Here is a 17,346-nt window from a genome sequence, read left to right as displayed (position 1 = left end):
GGGTGGCAGGGCGGGTGGTGCGCGGTTTAGGACTCGTCGGTTTCAAAATCGACCAACGGGTGTCCATTCATCTCCATCGGGATCTCGAGATCCATCAGGCGCAGCATGGTGGGGGCGATATCGGAGAGGGCACCGTTGTCGAGCATTCTGGCCTCGCGTCCAACGTAGATCAGCGGCACCAGATTGCTGGTGTGGGCGGTATGGGCCTGCCCGGTATCGAGACCACGCATCTGCTCGGCGTTGCCGTGGTCGGCGGTAATCAACATCTCACCGCCACTCTTCTCGATTGCCATGTAGACGCGGCCCAGACAGGTATCGAGGGCCTCAATCGCCTCAACGGCGGCATCGAAGTTGCCGGTATGGCCGACCATGTCGGGATTGGCGAAGTTGCAGATCAACACGTCGTACTGGCCACCCTCAATCGCCTCGACCAGCTTGTCGGTGAGCTCGTTGGCATTCATCTCCGGCTGCAGATCGTAGGTGGCGACGTTGGGTGAGGGGATCAGGATGCGGTCCTCGCCCTCGAACGGTTGCTCCTCGCCACCGTTGAAGAAGAAGGTGACGTGGGCGTATTTCTCGGTCTCAGCGATACGCAGCTGGCGCATGCCGAGGCTGGAGAGGTGTTTTCCCAGTACATTATTGAGTCGCTCGGCCGGGAAGGCGACCGGAATATCGAACTCTTTATTGTATTCAGTAAGACTGACAAAGGCACCGAGCTTAGGTGTGACGGCGCGTTCAAAGCCATCAAAGTCGTCCTCAATGAAGGGTCGCGTGATCTGACGAGCGCGATCGGAGCGATAGTTCATGAAGATCAGTGTGTCGCCATCCTGCAGGCACGCCTTCTCATCACCCTCCTGGGCAATGTAGGTTGGCTTAACAAACTCATCGGTCTCACCGCGCGCGTAGGCCATCTCAAGGGCACGGATCGCATCAGGCGCCTCATACTCCGATTTGCAGCCAGTGATCAGGTCGTAGGCGGCCTGAATACGTGGCCAGCGATGGTCGCGATCCATGGCGTAGAAGCGACCAACGATAGAGGCGATACGACCGCTGCCAAGTTTGTTGAACTCATCCTGCATCGAGCGCAGTGAGACCGCAGCGCTCTTTGGAGGGGTGTCACGGCCATCGAGAAAGGCGTGCAGGAAGACATGTTTGGCACCGCGCTCTACTGCCAATTTGGCCATCGCGTGGATATGCTCTTCATGGCTATGTACGCCACCGGGTGAGAGCAGACCGAGGATATGGATCGCCTTATCGCTCTCGATGGCTTGATCGACCGCATCGGTGAGCGTTTTGTTGTTATAGAAAGAGCCGGTCTTGATCGAACGGCTGACGCGGGTGAACTCCTGGTAGACCACGCGACCGGCACCAAGATTGAGGTGTCCAACCTCGGAGTTGCCCATCTGGTCGGCCGGCAGGCCCACCTCCGCACCGGATGTGTGGATCAGGGTGTGGGGATAGCGCTCCCACAACCCATCCCAAACAGGGGTGCTCGCATCATTGATGGCGTTGTAGGAGGTGTTTTCGCTGTAACCCCAACCATCAAGGATGGTGAGTAGCAGTGGCCTGGCATTTGTTGGCATCGATCTGGCTTAACAGTAGGTTGGTTGTGACGATAAATTGGGGTAAGTCTAGCTTCTGTTCCGAACGCTTGCTACGCCCGCTTGCCGACCTGTCGAAGGCTGTCGAGCGGTGAATTGTACACGAGAAGTTGGGAAACCAATGCTATTACAGTATATTATTGTATAGCGTTTCTTTGATTGTCGCCATTTCAGAACAGAAACTAGGTGCTATGGAATTGGAAATTATGACCGAATATGAAAGCCTGATCACTCAGGATGAGGATATTGACCGTGCATCGCGCTCGCTCAAGGCGATGTCTCATCCGCTGCGTTTGAAGATACTCTGCACACTGGGAGACCGTGAGGTTAGTGTGCAGGATATCGTCGAGCGTGTTGGTACTTCACAAAGCAATATCTCGCAACACCTGGCCATTCTTCGCGATAAGGGCATTCTTGCCTCTCGTAAGGATGCCAACCGAGTCTTCTACCGCGTTGGCGATAGTCGCACTCTGCAGCTGATTGGCATGATGCGCGATGTCTTCTGTACTCGTGCCTAAAGCAATTACCACTCGATAAACCACATCATCATAACCACAAGCCGACGATACAGTCGGCAGGGTGGTTTGTCGGAACTTTTTAACAACTCACCACATGTACTGACGGAGAATTCACAATGGATAGCAATCGTGTAGTTCGTATTATCGCTGGAACCTTTATCATGCTGACCCTGGCACTGGGCATCGAAGCGAGCCCCATCTTCCACAACATCAACTGGCTCTGGTTTACAGCCTTCGTAGGCCTTAACCTGTTCCAGAGTGGATTTACCAAGTTCTGTCCTCTCGACAACATCCTCTGGGCTCTGGGCATCAAGAAGCCTGGCGTAAATTAATCAAGATCGTATAACAGGCGGGTTAAGTAGCCATGCAAGATTTTATCGCTTTCGCAACGCAGAACTGGGTGCTGTTTATGACCCTGCTGTTCGTTTTCACGATGATTCTCTTTGAAGAGTTTTCGCGGCGCACCCGTGGTTACGAAGATATTGCTCCGGAGCAGGCGACCCGCGTAATCAATCATGATGATGCAGTCTTGCTCGATGTTCGCGACGATAAAGAGTATCGCCAGGATGGCCATATCAACGATTCCATTCACATTCCGCTGGGTGATCTGCAGCGCCGTATGGAGGAGCTCGATAAGTACAAGGGCAAGCCGGTGATCGCATACTGTCGTAGCGGTCACCGCTCTCGTGGTGCGCTGTCGATGCTCAAGCGCGAAGGTTTCGAGACACTCTACAACCTTGGCGGTGGAATTATGGCGTGGCAGAATGCCAACCTTCCGGTGAGCCGCAAGAAATAGGCTCCAATCCCAATTTTAATGAGGTAAGCATAGTGGCGAACGTTGTCATCTACAGTACCGGTTCATGTCCATACTGCGTGCGTGCGCGCATGCTGCTCGAGAAAAAGGGCATCAGCTTCGAAGAGTTTAGAATCGATGAGAAGCCTGAATTGCGACCCGAAATGGAACGTCTCAGTGGCCGTGACAGCGTGCCTCAGATCTTCATCGATGAGCGCCGTATCGGTGGTTTTGACGATATGTATGAGCTCGATATGGATGACGAACTCGATCCGTTGCTGGGATTGAGCTAAGGGTAGCCCGTATGGGTGATGCACTGCATGTTGTCTGTCCGCACTGCGATGGTGTAAACCGTCTGCCTGCTGAGAAGCTCGCCGCAGGCGGCAAGTGTGGACACTGCAGTAAGGCACTCTTCACCGCGCAACCGTTGGCCCTCGATAGCACTCGTTTTGAGAAACATCTGCAGCGAAGTGATCTGCCGCTGCTGGTCGATTTCTGGGCCGAGTGGTGTGGACCCTGCAAGATGATGGCTCCTGTCTTCAGCCAGTTTGCAGTAGAGGCCGAACCCCAGGTGCGATTAATCAAGATTGAGACCGAACAAAATCAGCAGTTAGCAGCGCGGTTCGCCATTCGTAGCATCCCAAGTCTACTGCTGTTCCGCAGTGGTCGTGAGGTGGCACGAAGTGCCGGTGCTATGGATCTACAAAATTTGAGACTCTGGCTGCAGCAGAATCTGTGACAGCCTCCGAATACCACCCTTGCCGCAGTCGATGCGGTACCGACATAGACAGGAAAGCTAATGACTGAGAACAGCAACGCCGCACCCGAGCAGAAAGAGCCACAGTTCGCCATCCAGCGTATCTATGTAAAGGACGTTTCGTTCGAGACCCCAAACTCGCCAGCGATCTTTACCGAGAAGTGGGAACCTGAGGTGACGGTTGATCTCAATTCAGCGGCTACCAAGCTTACCGATGGGGTGTTCGAGGTGCTGCTGACCGTGACGGTCACCGCCAAGCAGGGCGAGAAGACCGTCTACCTGGCCGAGGTGCAGCAGGCGGGTATCTTTGCCATGAGCGGCTTTAGCGAGAACGACCAGGCTGGCATGGTGCACAGCTATTGCCCCAATATCCTCTTCCCCTATGCACGTGAGATGGTCTCCGATCTGGTCAATAAGGGTAGCTTCCCGCAGATGATGTTGGCACCAATCAACTTCGATGCACTCTACGCACAGCACCTTCAGGAGCAGGGTCAGGCACCTGCAGTGGAAGAGACAGCGCACTAAATTCGAATTCACCAGGAGCTTCTGAATGGCGCAGCCGCGTAAGACGATTGCCGTTCTGGGTGCAGGATCCTGGGGAACGGCGCTCGCCCTACTGCTCGCCCGGGCTGGATCTGATGTCCAGCTCTGGGGGCATGAGCCTGAGCACATCCAACAGCTCAATTCTGAGGGAGAGAATTGCCGTTTTCTGCCGGGTATTCCTCTACCTGAGAATCTAAAGGCCTACGACTCTATCGAAGAGTCTCTGTGCGATGCGCACGATATTCTGGTCGTGGTACCGAGCCACGCCTTTCGCGAGACGCTGCAGAAGCTTGCACCCTACCTTCAACCCAAGCAGAGAATCGCCTGGGCCTGTAAGGGCCTTGAGCAGGAGAGCGCCAAGTTCCTGCATGAGGTCTTTAGTGAAGAGCTGGGCGATGAGATTCCCACTGCGGTTGTCTCCGGTCCCACCTTCGCCCGTGAGGTTGCTGAGGGTTTACCGACGGCGGTGACCGTTGCCTCCAATGATCAGCGGTTCGCTATCGAGTTTGCCGAAACACTTCACGATGATCATCTACGTGCCTACACCAGCAGCGATGTCACCGGTGTTGAGTTGGGTGGTGCGATCAAGAATGTGCTGGCGATTGCCGCAGGCATCGCCGATGGGCTCGGATTTGGCGCCAATACCCGTGCCGCACTGATCACCCGTGGTCTGAATGAGCTGATACAGCTAGGTGTGGCATCGGGTGGGCGTGCCGAGACCTTTATGGGGCTGGCCGGACTCGGCGATCTGGTCCTGACCTGCACCGATAACCAGTCGCGCAATCGCCGTTTCGGTCTGGCGCTGGGTAAGGGCAGCAGTGTCGATGAGGCGCGCGCCTCGATCGATCAGGTAATCGAAGGGATCGAGAGTTCACGTGAGGCGAAGCGCCGTGCCGCGATGGCCGGAGTTGAGATGCCGATCTGTGATCAGGTCTACAAGGTGATTTTTGAGGGGCTGGCACCGCAACAGGCGGTACAAAGTCTGCTGGGAAGAGAGCAGCGCCCCGAGCTGTAGCCTTAGGTCAAACGCTGCCGCTGAAGCCGTGTTGTCGCCACGCCTCGTAGAGCACCAGTGCGGTGGCGTTGGAGAGGTTGAGGCTGCGATTGTTGGGCATCATCGGTATTCGCAGCCTCTGCTCAGTGGGCAGTGACTCCAGTAGTTCAGCAGGGAGACCGCGGGTTTCGGGACCGAAGAGCAGGATATCGTCGGCTCTATAGGCGACACGATCGTAATTCTCTCGGCCACGGGTCGAGAGTGCAAAAACCCTTCCCTCTGGCAGTGCTTCTCGGAAGTTGGCGAAACTGTCATACTCGGCCACATTTGCAAACTCATGGTAGTCGAGTCCCGCGCGGCGCAAGCGCTTGTCATCAAGCTCGAAGCCGAGTGGATGGATCAGATGCAGCTGACTGCCGCTGTTGGCGCAGAGCCTAATAATGTTACCTGTATTGGGGGCGATCTCCGGTTCATACAGGGCGATGTGAAACATATTAAGTAAGTAGTGACCTATGAAGAGTGAAGAGAAAGGTATGTTGTCGAGCGAGTTCTGTGGAATGCGCTTCGATACCCCGCTGGTGCTGCTTTCGGGCTGCGTCGGTTTTGGCGAAGAGTACACGCGCATCGAGGGCTTTTCCAACCGCGATGTGGGGGCTGTCTGCCTAAAGGGGACCACCGGAACGGCGCGCCCTGGCAATGCGCCGCACCGTGTCTACGAAACGCCCAAAGGCATGCTCAATGCGATCGGCCTGCAGAATCCGGGTGTTGATCACGTCGTCGACAAGATTCTGCCGCAGCTCGACTTTGATGAGACCCGCTTTATCGCCAATGTCTCCGGCTCCACTATCGAGGAGTACATCAAGGTCACCGAGCGCTTCGAAGACTCGGCGATCGATGCGATCGAGATCAATATCTCCTGTCCAAATGTTAAAGAGGGTGGTGTCGCCTTTGGTAACGATCCGGAGATGTCAGCGCGTGTCGTTGAGGCGTGCCGCAAGGTCACATCGAAGCCACTGATCACCAAGCTCTCACCCAACCAGACCGATATCGCCGACAATGCCCGACGCTGTATCAGTGCCGGTAGTGATGCCTTTGCGGTGATCAATACCCTGATGGGTATGGCGATCGATATCGAGAGCCGTACTCCGATCATCGGAAACAACCAGGGTGGGCTCTCGGGGCCAGCAATCAAGCCGGTTGCGCTGCTTAAGGTGCATCAGGTGCATCAGGTCTGTTGCGATCACGGGGTGCCGATCATCGGACAGGGTGGTGTGACCACGGCGGAAGATGCGATCGAATTTCTGATTGCGGGTGCCTCAGCCGTGGGGGTTGGAACGGCGCTCTTCTACGATCCGCTGGTCTGTAACAAGATTAATGAGGGTATCGTTGATTACCTGAAACGCCATGAGCTGAGTAGCGTCGCACAGCTGAGTGGCACTCTGAGCCTGAATGGTGCGGTTTCAGCTTGTGATAGTAATCCTGAAAATCGTTGACAAACAGAGTGTTGAGAAACTATCCTGACGTAGAATAATAACATTAGATCTTAACTTGGGGGTTGGGCTGATTCCGTTCTTCGGCAAACGTAAGCGTGGTGACCAGATGGTGGGTGTCGCATTTTTGCGTGCCGGTATCGCCGTTGCCCGTGTGGTACGTTCTCGATCACAGCCACCCAGGCTGACCCTGTGCGATTTTCGCGCCTGTGAGGCGCACGAATATGGCGCGGTTCTTGAGGAGCTGGTCAAGGCGCACCGCCTTAAAGGCCTCCCCTGCGTTGCGGTGATGGAGCAGGGCAGTTACCAGCTGCTGCAGATGGAAGCCCCTGACGTTCCCGATAGTGAACTACGCTCCGCACTGCGCTGGAGCATTCGCGATCTAATTGACTTCCATATTGATGACGCAGTGCTCGATGTGTTCGATCTACCGGCCGATGCGCAGCGCGGCGGCAGTAATATGATGAACACCGTGGTGGCACGCAGCTCGTTGATCAAAGAGCGCGTTGAGAAGATCGAGTCTAGCGGTCTCGATATTCACGCCATCGATATTCCCGAGCTGGCACTGCGCAACATTACTTCGATGCTGCCGGAAGATGGTGCGGGCGTTGCGCTGTTGGCGATGGAGCACGATCAAGAGCAGATTCTAATCACCCGGCAGAAGCTGCTCTATCTGGCACGCAACCTCGACGTACCACTGTTGGTGGAGGATCTGGCCGACAGTGGTGATGAGTTTATCAGTGCCGAACAGCAGCAGCTGCTCGATACACTGATTCTTGAGATCCAGCGATCTCAGGACTACTACGAACGTTTCTACGCACAGCCACCGCTGCAGACACTGATGGTTGCCGCTAACGGTTCATCGATCTCCGGCATGACCTCCTATATCGCGCAGAACATGGGGCTCGCGACCAGCGAACTCGACCTCTCTTCGCAGCTGCCTGGGATTGAGCAGTTTGAGGCCGAGAAGCGTGCCAAGTCGTTGATGGCGATCGGTGCAGCGCTACGCATCGTGCAGGAAGAGTCCTAATGCAGCAGATCAATCTCTATCAGCCGGTCCTGAAGCGTAAGAGCAAGCCGCTCTCGTTCGGTTCGATGGTTCTTTTCACCACGCTATTTGTTCTGCTTTGTGGTGGCTATATCGGTTACAGCAAGTGGCAGTATCAGGAGCGTGAGACGAAGCTACAGGCATTGGAGCAGCGCGTCGAGCAGATGCGCGCCGAGAACGAGAAGCTCGAGAAGGCGTTTCCGGTCAAGCAGAAGAGTAAGCTGCTGGAGAAGCGACTGGAGCAGATACGCGTTACTCAGCAGGCTAAACAGCACGCATTGGCACTGCTCAACAGCGGCTACTTTGGCAACACCGAAGGATTCTCCGCCTATATGGAGGGGATGGCACGTCAGCGGATCGACAAACTGTGGTTGAGCAACATCGCTATAAAGCGCGGTGGCGAGCAGATGCAGATCAAGGGGAGCACCTACAGCGCCGATCTGCTACCGCGTTATCTGCAGCAGCTGGCCGTGGAGAAGGTCTTTAAGGGGCGCGAGTTTGCCATCTTCTCCATGACACGTTCGACTCAAAAGAGCCGAGAGGTTGAGTTTTCACTGCAGAGTGCCGCTGAGCAGGAGGCGAAGCCGTGAACGCTTTAATTAATCAGCTGAATGAGAAGATCGATCTGATGAGTATGCGTGAGCGCCTGCTCATTATGCTGGTGCTACTCGCGCTGCTCTTTACCGGTTTCGATACGTTACTGCTCCAGCCGATGGCCAAGCAGGAGAAGGCGCAATTGGCGAGAGAACGGGCGGGCAATACCGAGATTCAGACCCTTACCATGGCGATGGTCGAAATCACTGAGCGCAAGAGTGCCGATCCCGATCGAGAGACACGTGAGCTGATCGAACGCCATCTGCAGCAGCTTAATAAGCTCGATGCCGAACTCTACGACTTCTCTCAGCAGCTGATTCCACCCAGTGAGATGACACGCCTGCTTGAGCGAGTACTGAAAGATGAGAAGGGTTTGAAGCTGCTGAAGGTTGAGAGCCTAAAGCCAGCGGTTGTCGGTGGCGAAAGTGAAGATGAAGATGAAGAGAGTCGCCCACTGGGGGGAATCTACCAGCACGGCCTGCGGATTGAATTTGAGGGTGGCTATCTGGAAACTCTCGCCTATCTACGCAAGCTTGAAGCGCTACCATGGCGCCTCTACTGGGATACCTTGACCTACAACGTGGAGCGTTACCCCGAGTCGCGTGCATCGATTGTGGTCAACACACTCAGCTTTAATGAAAACTGGATCGGGATGTAGCTGCGGATGAAGATAAGGGCATCAATTGTGTTCGCGCTCTCGTTGACGATGGCGCTACCTGTTGCCGCAGAGCTTCAGGACCCCACGCGCCCGCCAATCAAGAAAAAGGTGGTTAAACCTGTAGTCGTCAAAAAAGCGCAGCAGAAGTGGGCGCTGAGCTATACCCTGGTTTCCGATCAGCGACGTATTGCAGTCATCAACAATAAGGTGGTGGCCGTTGGTGAGATGGTCGATGGGGCGCGGGTAGTTGAAATTGAGAGTGATGCCGTAACGCTCAAGCGTGTCGGTAAATCGATCAAGCTGGAGTTGATTTCGAGCTCGTCCACAGCCTATCAGAAGGAGTCTGTAACTCCATGAGTGGAAGTAAAAAGATGAAGCGTTTGTTACCCCTGATGATCAGTTCGGTCGTGCTATCGGCTGGATGCAGCAACTTGATGGAGAAGCGGAGTACGGCGACGCTTGAGAGCATCAATAGCGAGATGGCGCAGAGCACCCAGGTGGTCGAGCAGCCAGCTGCGAAGATTCCACCTCCAGAGGTCAAGGCGGCATTGATGCCCGGTTTTCAGGATATGGGATCGATGGGACAGCCACGCGAAAATCGCTTCGATATTACCGTCAACAATGTCCCGGCACGTGAATTCTTTATGGGCCTGGTAAAGGGCACCCATACCAACATGGTGGTGCACCCATCGGTGGAGGGGGAGATCTCGCTAAGCATGAAGCGGGTGACGGTGGATGAGGTGATGGAGACGGTACGTCGTGTTTATGGCTACGCCTATGAGCGCAGTTCAACCGGTTACGAGGTCCTCTCATCCGAGCTGCAGACACGTATCTTTGCCGTTAACTATCTCAACGTAAAACGTGTTGGTGAATCGCAGACACGGGTCAGCTCCGGTCAGGTCTCCAGTAGCGAGAGCTCCAGTGATAGCGATGATTCCGATTCAAGCACTTCGACGACCAGCGAGGCGGTTAGCGGCAGTCTGATCTCCACAGCTTCGACGGCAGATTTCTGGACTGAGCTCGATCTTGCAGTACGCACCATTGTCTGTGGCGGAGCGGTAGGTGGTTGTGGTGAGGGTCGGAGTGTCGTGGTCAGCCCGCAGTCGGGCGTGGTTGTGGTGCGTGCACGCCCTGCTCAGCTGCGTGAGGTGGAGCGTTACCTTGATACCTCACAAAACGTAATGCATCGACAGGTGATTCTTGAGGCGAAGATTCTCGAGGTAGAGCTGAGTGATGGCGCGCAGTCTGGTATCAACTGGTCGGCGCTGGCTGAGCAGAGCAGCAGAAATCGCTCTCTGACGATCGGGCAGACCGGCGGTGGTTCATCGATTGCTGATGGCTCTTCCGAGATAGCGGGCAATACGGGTGTGCTTGATCCCAATGGGCTGAGTCAGGTGGTCGGAACAGCGACCTCAGCCTTTGGCGGCGTTTTCAGTCTGGCGCTCAGCAGCGGTGACTTCACCGCCTTTATTGAACTACTGAAATCGCAGGGTGATGTGCAGGTGCTCTCCAGTCCGCGTGTCGCAACCATGAACAATCAGAAGGCGGTGATCAAGGTCGGTAATGATGAGTTTTTTGTAACCGAAATTCAGAGCGATACCACCAGCGGTACCGGCGGTACCACCACCACGCCAGAGATTACCCTGACCCCCTTCTTCTCCGGTATTGCGCTCGATGTGACACCACAGATCAGCGCAGATGGTTTTGTCACGCTGCATATCCACCCCTCGGTCAGTGAGGTCACCGACCAGACCAAACACATCACCGTTGGCGGGCAGGATCAGACCCTGCCGTTGGCCTTCAGCAGCGTACGTGAATCGGACACCATTATTCGTGCGCAGAGCGGTCAGGTGGTGGTGATAGGTGGTCTGATGAAGGACAAGACCAGCCGTGACCGTGCCGCAACTCCGGGGCTGGGAGATCTGCCGATGGTTGGTAATCTCTTCCGCCACAAACGTGACAGCAAGCAGATGAGCGAACTAGTCATCCTGCTGCGCCCGATGGTGGTAAAGGATCAGAAAGACTGGATTCGTGAGCTGCAGAAATCACAGGGACGCTTCAATAGTTTTAGCGGTGAGATGGAGCGTCGTCAGACGCGTCAACGATAAGCAGTCGGTACAGAGGGATTCCGAGTCGGTGTTGGGTGAAGCGCAATGTATCTAGAGCACTTTGCACTGAGTGAGATGCCCTTCACCATCACGCCCAATACAGGTTTTTTCTTTGAGTACGGCGACTATCGTGCTGCACACAATATGCTGCTGCTGGCACTCCGCTCGGGCGAAGGTTTTCTCAAGGTCGTGGCAGAGGTCGGGATGGGTAAAACACTACTCTGTCGTGCACTGCTAAATGATCTCGGTGATGACTATGTCACCGCCTATATTCCCAATCCACAGTTGACCGCACCAGGTCTACGCATGGCGCTAGCCGATGAGCTTGGACTCGAGTTCTCACGTAACATCGGACAGCATCGACTGCTTAAACTGATAAATGAATATCTGGTGGAGCAGCACGCGGCCGGTAAGCGTGTGGTGCTCGTGATTGATGAGGCGCAGGCGCTACCCGATGAGGGATTAGAGGCGTTGCGCCTGTTGACCAATCTAGAAACCGAAAGCAGCAAACTGCTGCAAGTGGTGCTGTTTGGTCAGCCAGAACTGGATGAACGTATATCTCATCCCTCTTTGCGGCAGCTTAAACAGCGCATCACCTTTAGCCATCGTCTCAAGCCACTCGACTATCCATCACTGGTTGCCTACCTGCGTTATCGACTCCATGTTGCCGGCTATCGTGGTACCGAGTTATTTACACCCGGTGCAATGAAACGACTCTATCGCAGTAGTCGTGGCATCCCGCGTGTTATCAATATACTCAGCCACAAGGCCTTAATGGTCGCTTTTGGTAAGGGTGATGAGAAGGTGCGCAGTGGATATATGAAAGCAGCGATTCAGGACTCTACGGATGTGCTCTCATCGACCTTCAGTCGTTCGCCGATCTTGGCTTACTGGTTGGCCTCACTGCTGACCTTCTCAGCCGTAGTGATTGGTGTAGTTATTTGGAGTCGTCTGTCGTGAGCCTGATCAATGAGATGCTCAAGGACCTCGAGAGCCGTAAGGGCGTGAACGCATCACAAGGCGTGCCCTACACCGATCTCAACAGCAACATTCAGCGTAGACCGACAATACCGGTCTGGTTGATAGTGGCACTGCTTGTCGCCGCACTGCTGGTTGGTCTGGCTGCGTGGCGCATGATTAATAAGTCTAGTGCTGATGACATTAAGGTGTCGGAGAATCAGTCGACAGTAGAGCCTGTCGTTGAAAAGAGAGTGGTTGAGCCAGAACCGCTAGCTGAGCCTGAGCAGGCAAAGGCGGAAGTGGTAAAAACAGAAACTGTTGCAAAAGCGCCAGCGAAAATAATTCCTCTGGTACAAGCAACCAGGGTTGCACCTGAACTACCGATAAATAAACCGGAGCTAAAACGGACCGAGCCGAAGGTTGTGCATGAGAGGCTTGCGGGGCTATCAAGCATTGCGGTGGAATCTAAAGATGAGTGGTCACGACTCAAATTTAGCTTCAATAAACGCGTCGACTATAGGCTCGTATCGGCACGCGAAGGAAAAGAGTGGCGACTCATCATAGAAAAGGCAGAATTGAAGAGCGTTCCACCACCACCCACGGATCTGGGTGTGGTCTCACAACTCGATATTGAACATAAAGATCGCCGTCTGGAGGTGGTGATGCAGGGGGCCGTGCCGCTCAAAGCGAGCAGTAGCTCGGCACGTTCGGCGGCTAACAATGTTGTAGTGCTCGATTTTGTAGCTGATTCGAACCCGGAGCCTGTTGTTGTGGCTGTGGCAGAGAAACATAAGGTGGCCAAAGTACCTGAGCCGAAACCTCATGCAACGGTTGAGAAGCGCGCTGTAGTATTGAGCCGTGATGAGCAGGCGGAGCAGTACTATCAACAGGCGGTAGATACGCTTGAACGGGGAGAGATTGCTGAGAGTGAGTCCATCCTACGCAAGACGCTGTCCTACTCTGCAAAACATCGTGGCGCACGTGAGTCACTATCGATGTTAATGATCAATGCTAACCGCCTGCGAGAGGCAGGCGATATACTCATCGACGGCATCGCACTTGATGGGGAATACCTCAACTATCGTGAGCTCTATGCGCGTCTACTGGTGGCAGAGCGACAGGTTGATCGAGCGCTGCATATACTCAAACGTGACCTGAATGAAAAAACACTACACAGTGATCAGGACTATCTAGCACTGATTGCTGCCCTTGAGCAGCAGCTTGAACAGCACGTTGATGCGGCGTCACACTACCAGGCTCTGGTCGATCAACAGCCCGGCAGGGGACTCTGGTGGATGGGGCTGGCGATCTCCCAGGAGAGTCTCGATCAGTTCGATAGTGCACTACAGTCATATCGAAATGCAGCAGGTAGTGGCAACCTGCCGACGAACGTTGTCGACTATGTTAATGGACGTATCGGGGCGCTCGACTAGAGCCGGTGCGTAGAGGGAGTGAGATAGATGGCGGCACCTAAAAAAATCAGACTCGGTGACCTGCTGGTTGAGAGTAAGACGATCTCAGAACAGCAGCTGATGACTGCACTCTCTGAACAGAAGAAGAGCGGTCGTAAACTGGGCGCAGCATTGATCGATCTCGGTTATATCACCGAAGATCAGATGCTCAAGTTTCTATCCCAACAGTTACAGATCCCCTTTGTCGATATTCGCCAGTACCGCTTCGATCAGGAGATGGTGCGTAAACTCCCTGAAATCTACGCGCGTCGATTCCGTGCGCTGCTGCTCGATGAGCAGAATGGTGAGTGTCTGGTCGGTATGGCCGATCCGCTCGATATCTTCGCCTTTGATGATCTTTCTCGAATTCTGAAAAAGCCGATCCGTCAGGCCGTGGTGCGTGAGTCGGATCTGATGAGCACCATCGACAAGGTCTACCGCCGTACCGATGAGATCAGCAGTATTGCCGAGGAGCTAGGCGAGGAGCTGACCGAGACCGATATCGATCTGGCGCAGCTAGCCAGTACCTCCGATGTCAGCGAGGCACCGGTAGTGCGACTTCTGCAGACGATCTTTGAGGATGCGGTGGTGGCGGGTGCCTCCGATATCCATATCGAGCCCGACGAGAGTGTGCTGCGCATTCGTCAACGCATCGATGGTGTGTTGCAGGAGCAGGTGATGAATGAGAAGCGCATCGCCTCGGCACTAGTCTCGCGCATGAAACTGATGGCCAATCTTAATATTTCAGAGAAACGCCTGCCGCAGGATGGGCGCTTCAATGTGCGTATTAAAGAGAAGAGTATTGATGTACGTGTCTCGACCATGCCGATCCAGTATGGCGAATCGGTGGTTATGCGGTTGCTCGACCAATCAGGTGGTACGGCCAATCTCGATGAAGTCGGTATGCCCGATGCGATACGTGATCGCATGCGCAGGAATGTAAATAAACCTCACGGCCTGGTGCTGGTAACAGGGCCGACCGGTAGTGGTAAAACCACCACCCTCTACGCGGCGTTGAGTGAGCTGAATAAACCAGAAACCAAGATTATCACTGTTGAGGATCCGGTTGAGTACCGACTGCCGCGTATCAACCAGGTGCAGGTCAATCCAAAAATCGGCCTCACCTTTGCGGGTGTTCTACGTACCGCACTGCGTCAAGATCCCGATGTGGTTCTGATCGGCGAGATGCGTGACACCGAAACAGCCGAGATTGGACTGCGCGCCGCGATGACGGGCCACCTGGTTCTCTCCACATTACATACCAATGATGCGGTCAGTACCGCCAACCGTCTGATCGATATGGGTGCCGAGGGGTATCTGGTCGCGACCGCACTGCAAGCGATCCTGGCGCAGCGTCTGATTAGACGAATCTGCAGCGACTGTAGTGCACCCTATGAGCCTGATGCTCATGAGCGGGTCTGGTTGCGCAATCTACTCGGCGATGCCTTTACCGCGATTGAATTTAAGAAGGGTACGGGCTGCCCTCACTGCAATAACACAGGTTATAGGGGGCGAATCGGCGTCTTCGAACTGCTGGAGATCGACGAGCCGCTTGCCGATGCACTACGACGTAACGACTCGAGCGGCTTTGCCAAGGCAGCGGCAGCCAACAAGGATTACCGCAAATTAGCCTTTAATGCGCTCGACTATGCACGCCAAGGTATTACCAGTCTTGAGGAGGTAGTGCGCGTCTCGGGTGAAATCGATGAGATCGAGTCCATAGAGTCTGTAGTTGAAGCTGGTGAATCACCCGAGGCGGAGGCGTAGGCTGAACGATGACGACCTTTTTCTATAAGGCGCGTAATAAACGCGGTGAGGCGGTTGAGGGAAAACTGGAGGCTGCTTCGAGCGAACTGGTCGCCTCACAGCTGCTCAATAGCGACATCATTCCGATTAGCATCGATGAGGTGGCGGAGAAGCAGGATGTACTGGCTGATCTCAAGCGCAAGCTCGGTATCGGCCGTCCCGAACTCGATGATCTGATCCTTTTCTGTCGCCAGATGTACACCCTGGCCAAGGCGGGTGTACCGATCATAAGGGCCATTACCGGCCTTGCTGAGACATCACGTAACGCACAGCTGGTCGAGTCACTGCATCGCATGAAGTCCGATCTTGAGAGCGGCCGAGAACTCTCCACTGCAATGGCCACCTATCCTGAAATCTTCTCCACCCTGATGGTAAATATGGTGAAGGTGGGTGAGAACACTGGTCAACTCGATGAGGCGTTTGTGAAACTCTCGCAGTATCTGGAGATGGAGAAGGATACCCGCGACCGCGTGAAGGCGGCGATGCGCTACCCGACCTTTGTCATTATCTTCATCGCCATCGCAATCGGTATTGTGAATATCTTTGTGATTCCCGCTTTTGCAGGTGTCTTTGAAAAATTCGATATGGATCTGCCGTGGCAGACATCACTGCTGATCAACACCTCAAACTTCACGGTCGCCTACTGGCCCTACATCCTGAGTTTGCTGATAGTCACGATTATTGCTGTGCGCTCTTACTTAAAAACAGAGCAGGGGCGTTACCGTTGGGACCGGCGCAAGCTGCGTCTGCCGCTCGTGGGAGGCCTATTGATGCGCGCCACTCTGGCGCGCTTCACTCGCTCCTTTGCGATGACCACCCGGGCCGGCGTACCGCTGGTGCAGGCACTTACTATCGTTGCGCGCGCAGTTGATAACAGCTTCGTTTCGGAACGCATCAATAGCATGCGAAACGGCATCGAGCGTGGTGATTCACTGTTGCGCACTGCGACCGCTACCTCACTCTTTACGCCGCTGGTGCTACAGATGATCGCCGTCGGCGAGGAGACCGGTGCGGTCGACGATCTGCTTGATGAGGTGGGTGGTTTTTATGAGCGAGAGGTCGACTACGACCTGAAGAGTCTTAGCTCGGCGATCGAACCGATTCTGATCGTAGCAGTCGGTATTCTGGTGTTGATTCTGGCACTCGGCATCTTCCTGCCGATGTGGGATCTGACCCAGATTGCCAAGCGTTGAGCCATCACCTGGGCAAGGGAGTCTGCCGGATTGAGCGCTATTAAATCGAGAAGAGAGCGGGGTGCCTCGACCACCCAGTTTGTGGTGATTCTGGTGCTGCTGGGCGTCTTAATCACGGTGGCTACCGATCGAATCTGGACACTGCGGATGAGCGCTGAGCGAGTCGGTGTCGAGCATCTGATCGCCTCGCTAAAGAGTGCGTTGGCAGCGAGAATGACGTCGATTGTGGTTAAAGAGGGGGCGATGGGATGGGCGAGGCTCGATCGAGTCAATCCGATGAGTCTGCTCGGCAACGACCCGGATGCCGGGATCGTAGCTGGTAAGTTGCCGTGGAACTACATCGGTGAGCGCGACACGCTCACGCCAACCGAAATCCCGGTCCACCGCTGGTATTTCGACCGCCAGCAACGGATGCTGGTCTATCGTGTCCTCTTTGACGAGGCGTTTGAGAGCACGCTTACCGGACCGAAGCGGATCCGTTTACAGCTCCTGCTCGACTATGAGGACGATAATCGAAACGGTAGCCACGATGCGGGTGAACGGGTGAGAGCGATCTCACTGCAGGTGCTCGATAGATACCGCTGGTTGGAGAGCGAGAAAAGCTAGAGTCGTTCACATTAAGATGCCCTAGCATCATAATTTTTCAGGAAAATGTTCTTGCTATGCGTTGTAGCGCTGCGCTAGTATCGGGCCATAGCTTCTATGCGGTATAGCGCCCGTTGTTGAACTAATAGCATTCGCTGACCGCTATGGATAGCGAAGCGAAGGCGGTTAGTCCGCGATAGTCGACGCCGTCTGCCTATTCGTAGTTGAGAGCGCGAGCGAACGACGA

General features: G+C 54.7%; 20 protein-coding genes. 18 read left to right on the top strand and 2 right to left on the bottom strand.

Annotated features, from left to right (window positions below; genetic code table 11):
- Positions 1 to 26 precede the first annotated feature (26 nt).
- Positions 27 to 1,583, bottom strand: coding sequence for a 2,3-bisphosphoglycerate-independent phosphoglycerate mutase (gpmI, locus tag BOW52_RS10805; protein ID WP_078484096.1), 1,557 nt, complete (start codon positions 1,581 to 1,583; stop codon positions 27 to 29).
- 224 nt (positions 1,584 to 1,807) lie between these two features.
- Here gpmI and BOW52_RS10800 point away from each other — a divergent pair, with 224 nt between their 5' ends.
- From BOW52_RS10800 to BOW52_RS10770, 7 genes are all read left to right on the top strand, one after another.
- Positions 1,808 to 2,119 carry an ArsR/SmtB family transcription factor gene (locus BOW52_RS10800; protein WP_236725712.1) on the top strand — a complete coding sequence of 104 codons (312 nt, stop codon included), beginning with the start codon at positions 1,808 to 1,810 and terminating at the stop codon, positions 2,117 to 2,119.
- A 116-nt stretch (positions 2,120 to 2,235) separates the two neighbouring features.
- Positions 2,236 to 2,451 carry a YgaP family membrane protein gene (locus BOW52_RS10795; protein ID WP_078484094.1) on the top strand — a complete coding sequence of 72 codons (216 nt, stop codon included), beginning with the start codon at positions 2,236 to 2,238 and terminating at the stop codon, positions 2,449 to 2,451.
- 32 nt (positions 2,452 to 2,483) lie between these two features.
- Positions 2,484 to 2,915, top strand: a complete 432-nt coding sequence (locus tag BOW52_RS10790; RefSeq protein ID WP_078484093.1) for a rhodanese-like domain-containing protein — start codon at positions 2,484 to 2,486, stop codon at positions 2,913 to 2,915.
- A 32-nt stretch (positions 2,916 to 2,947) separates the two neighbouring features.
- A complete protein-coding gene (gene grxC / locus BOW52_RS10785; protein WP_078484092.1) occupies positions 2,948 to 3,205 on the top strand; it encodes a glutaredoxin 3 in 258 nt (85 codons plus the stop codon).
- A gap of 11 nt (positions 3,206 to 3,216) precedes the next feature.
- On the top strand, positions 3,217 to 3,651 hold the full coding sequence (gene trxC, locus BOW52_RS10780) for a thioredoxin TrxC (protein WP_078484091.1): 435 nt from the start codon (positions 3,217 to 3,219) through the stop codon (positions 3,649 to 3,651).
- 60 nt (positions 3,652 to 3,711) lie between these two features.
- Positions 3,712 to 4,194 carry a protein-export chaperone SecB gene (gene secB / locus BOW52_RS10775; protein ID WP_078484090.1) on the top strand — a complete coding sequence of 161 codons (483 nt, stop codon included), beginning with the start codon at positions 3,712 to 3,714 and terminating at the stop codon, positions 4,192 to 4,194.
- A 25-nt stretch (positions 4,195 to 4,219) separates the two neighbouring features.
- Complete coding sequence (locus BOW52_RS10770) at positions 4,220 to 5,227, top strand: NAD(P)H-dependent glycerol-3-phosphate dehydrogenase (RefSeq protein ID WP_078484089.1); 1,008 nt, start codon at positions 4,220 to 4,222, stop codon at positions 5,225 to 5,227.
- A 7-nt stretch (positions 5,228 to 5,234) separates the two neighbouring features.
- On the opposite strand, the gene trmL is transcribed toward BOW52_RS10770, so the two are convergent.
- Positions 5,235 to 5,699 carry a tRNA (uridine(34)/cytosine(34)/5-carboxymethylaminomethyluridine(34)-2'-O)-methyltransferase TrmL gene (gene trmL, locus BOW52_RS10765; RefSeq protein ID WP_078484088.1) on the bottom strand — a complete coding sequence of 155 codons (465 nt, stop codon included), beginning with the start codon at positions 5,697 to 5,699 and terminating at the stop codon, positions 5,235 to 5,237.
- A gap of 19 nt (positions 5,700 to 5,718) precedes the next feature.
- Between trmL and BOW52_RS10760 the strand changes: the two genes are divergently transcribed.
- From BOW52_RS10760 to BOW52_RS10710, 11 genes are read left to right on the top strand one after another with little or no spacing between them, the layout of a single operon-like run.
- Positions 5,719 to 6,699 carry a dihydroorotate dehydrogenase gene (locus BOW52_RS10760; protein ID WP_078484087.1) on the top strand — a complete coding sequence of 327 codons (981 nt, stop codon included), beginning with the start codon at positions 5,719 to 5,721 and terminating at the stop codon, positions 6,697 to 6,699.
- A 55-nt stretch (positions 6,700 to 6,754) separates the two neighbouring features.
- Positions 6,755 to 7,726: a type IV pilus biogenesis protein PilM gene (locus tag BOW52_RS10755; RefSeq protein ID WP_078484086.1), complete on the top strand. Its 972-nt coding sequence runs from the start codon at positions 6,755 to 6,757 to the stop codon at positions 7,724 to 7,726.
- Entirely contained in the window at positions 7,726 to 8,334 is a 609-nt protein-coding gene (locus tag BOW52_RS10750) for a PilN domain-containing protein (protein WP_078484085.1), read from the top strand. Before BOW52_RS10755 ends, BOW52_RS10750 begins: the two co-directional genes overlap by 1 nt.
- The gene (locus BOW52_RS10745) at positions 8,331 to 8,996 is read left to right on the top strand and encodes a hypothetical protein (RefSeq protein ID WP_078484084.1); all 666 of its coding nucleotides are present in this window, start codon (positions 8,331 to 8,333) and stop codon (positions 8,994 to 8,996) included. Before BOW52_RS10750 ends, BOW52_RS10745 begins: the two co-directional genes overlap by 4 nt.
- A 6-nt stretch (positions 8,997 to 9,002) precedes the next feature.
- Positions 9,003 to 9,353 carry a hypothetical protein gene (locus BOW52_RS10740; protein ID WP_135622284.1) on the top strand — a complete coding sequence of 117 codons (351 nt, stop codon included), beginning with the start codon at positions 9,003 to 9,005 and terminating at the stop codon, positions 9,351 to 9,353.
- On the top strand, positions 9,350 to 11,104 hold the full coding sequence (gene mshL, locus BOW52_RS10735) for a pilus (MSHA type) biogenesis protein MshL (RefSeq protein ID WP_078484082.1): 1,755 nt from the start codon (positions 9,350 to 9,352) through the stop codon (positions 11,102 to 11,104). The genes BOW52_RS10740 and mshL overlap by 4 nt, the downstream gene beginning before the upstream one ends.
- 45 nt (positions 11,105 to 11,149) lie before the next feature.
- The gene (locus BOW52_RS10730) at positions 11,150 to 12,064 is read left to right on the top strand and encodes an ExeA family protein (RefSeq protein WP_078484081.1); all 915 of its coding nucleotides are present in this window, start codon (positions 11,150 to 11,152) and stop codon (positions 12,062 to 12,064) included.
- Positions 12,061 to 13,497 carry a tetratricopeptide repeat protein gene (locus BOW52_RS10725; RefSeq protein ID WP_078484080.1) on the top strand — a complete coding sequence of 479 codons (1,437 nt, stop codon included), beginning with the start codon at positions 12,061 to 12,063 and terminating at the stop codon, positions 13,495 to 13,497. The genes BOW52_RS10730 and BOW52_RS10725 overlap by 4 nt, the downstream gene beginning before the upstream one ends.
- 27 nt (positions 13,498 to 13,524) lie before the next feature.
- Complete coding sequence (locus BOW52_RS10720; protein ID WP_078484079.1) at positions 13,525 to 15,282, top strand: GspE/PulE family protein; 1,758 nt, start codon at positions 13,525 to 13,527, stop codon at positions 15,280 to 15,282.
- Positions 15,283 to 15,290: 8 nt separating this feature from the next.
- On the top strand, positions 15,291 to 16,514 hold the full coding sequence (locus BOW52_RS10715; protein WP_078484078.1) for a type II secretion system F family protein: 1,224 nt from the start codon (positions 15,291 to 15,293) through the stop codon (positions 16,512 to 16,514).
- Between the two features lie 30 nt (positions 16,515 to 16,544).
- Positions 16,545 to 17,120, top strand: coding sequence for a hypothetical protein (locus tag BOW52_RS10710; protein WP_135622282.1), 576 nt, complete (start codon positions 16,545 to 16,547; stop codon positions 17,118 to 17,120).
- The last annotated feature ends 226 nt before the right edge of the window (positions 17,121 to 17,346 follow it).

Source organism: Solemya pervernicosa gill symbiont, assembly GCF_002020875.1.
Taxonomy (GTDB): domain Bacteria; phylum Pseudomonadota; class Gammaproteobacteria.
The sequence above is the reverse complement of the archived record's forward strand: the minus strand, read 5'-3'. Positions and strand labels throughout refer to the sequence as shown.

What these genes read in the sequence shown, in the direction of transcription:
- BOW52_RS10770 (WP_078484089.1), top strand. Translation starts at nt 4,220, where the DNA reads ATGGCGCAGCCGCGTAAGACGATTGCCGTTCTGGGTGCAGGATCCTGG.
- secB (WP_078484090.1), top strand. Translation starts at nt 3,712, where the DNA reads ATGACTGAGAACAGCAACGCCGCACCCGAGCAGAAAGAGCCACAGTTC.
- BOW52_RS10795 (WP_078484094.1), top strand. Translation starts at nt 2,236, where the DNA reads ATGGATAGCAATCGTGTAGTTCGTATTATCGCTGGAACCTTTATCATG.
- BOW52_RS10715 (WP_078484078.1), top strand. Translation starts at nt 15,291, where the DNA reads ATGACGACCTTTTTCTATAAGGCGCGTAATAAACGCGGTGAGGCGGTT.
- trxC (WP_078484091.1), top strand. Translation starts at nt 3,217, where the DNA reads ATGGGTGATGCACTGCATGTTGTCTGTCCGCACTGCGATGGTGTAAAC.
- BOW52_RS10800 (WP_236725712.1), top strand. Translation starts at nt 1,808, where the DNA reads ATGACCGAATATGAAAGCCTGATCACTCAGGATGAGGATATTGACCGT.
- BOW52_RS10730 (WP_078484081.1), top strand. Translation starts at nt 11,150, where the DNA reads ATGTATCTAGAGCACTTTGCACTGAGTGAGATGCCCTTCACCATCACG.
- BOW52_RS10750 (WP_078484085.1), top strand. Translation starts at nt 7,726, where the DNA reads ATGCAGCAGATCAATCTCTATCAGCCGGTCCTGAAGCGTAAGAGCAAG.
- BOW52_RS10740 (WP_135622284.1), top strand. Translation starts at nt 9,003, where the DNA reads ATGAAGATAAGGGCATCAATTGTGTTCGCGCTCTCGTTGACGATGGCG.
- BOW52_RS10720 (WP_078484079.1), top strand. Translation starts at nt 13,525, where the DNA reads ATGGCGGCACCTAAAAAAATCAGACTCGGTGACCTGCTGGTTGAGAGT.
- BOW52_RS10790 (WP_078484093.1), top strand. Translation starts at nt 2,484, where the DNA reads ATGCAAGATTTTATCGCTTTCGCAACGCAGAACTGGGTGCTGTTTATG.
- mshL (WP_078484082.1), top strand. Translation starts at nt 9,350, where the DNA reads ATGAGTGGAAGTAAAAAGATGAAGCGTTTGTTACCCCTGATGATCAGT.
- gpmI (WP_078484096.1), bottom strand. Translation starts at nt 1,583, where the DNA reads ATGCCAACAAATGCCAGGCCACTGCTACTCACCATCCTTGATGGTTGG.
- BOW52_RS10760 (WP_078484087.1), top strand. Translation starts at nt 5,719, where the DNA reads ATGAAGAGTGAAGAGAAAGGTATGTTGTCGAGCGAGTTCTGTGGAATG.
- trmL (WP_078484088.1), bottom strand. Translation starts at nt 5,699, where the DNA reads ATGTTTCACATCGCCCTGTATGAACCGGAGATCGCCCCCAATACAGGT.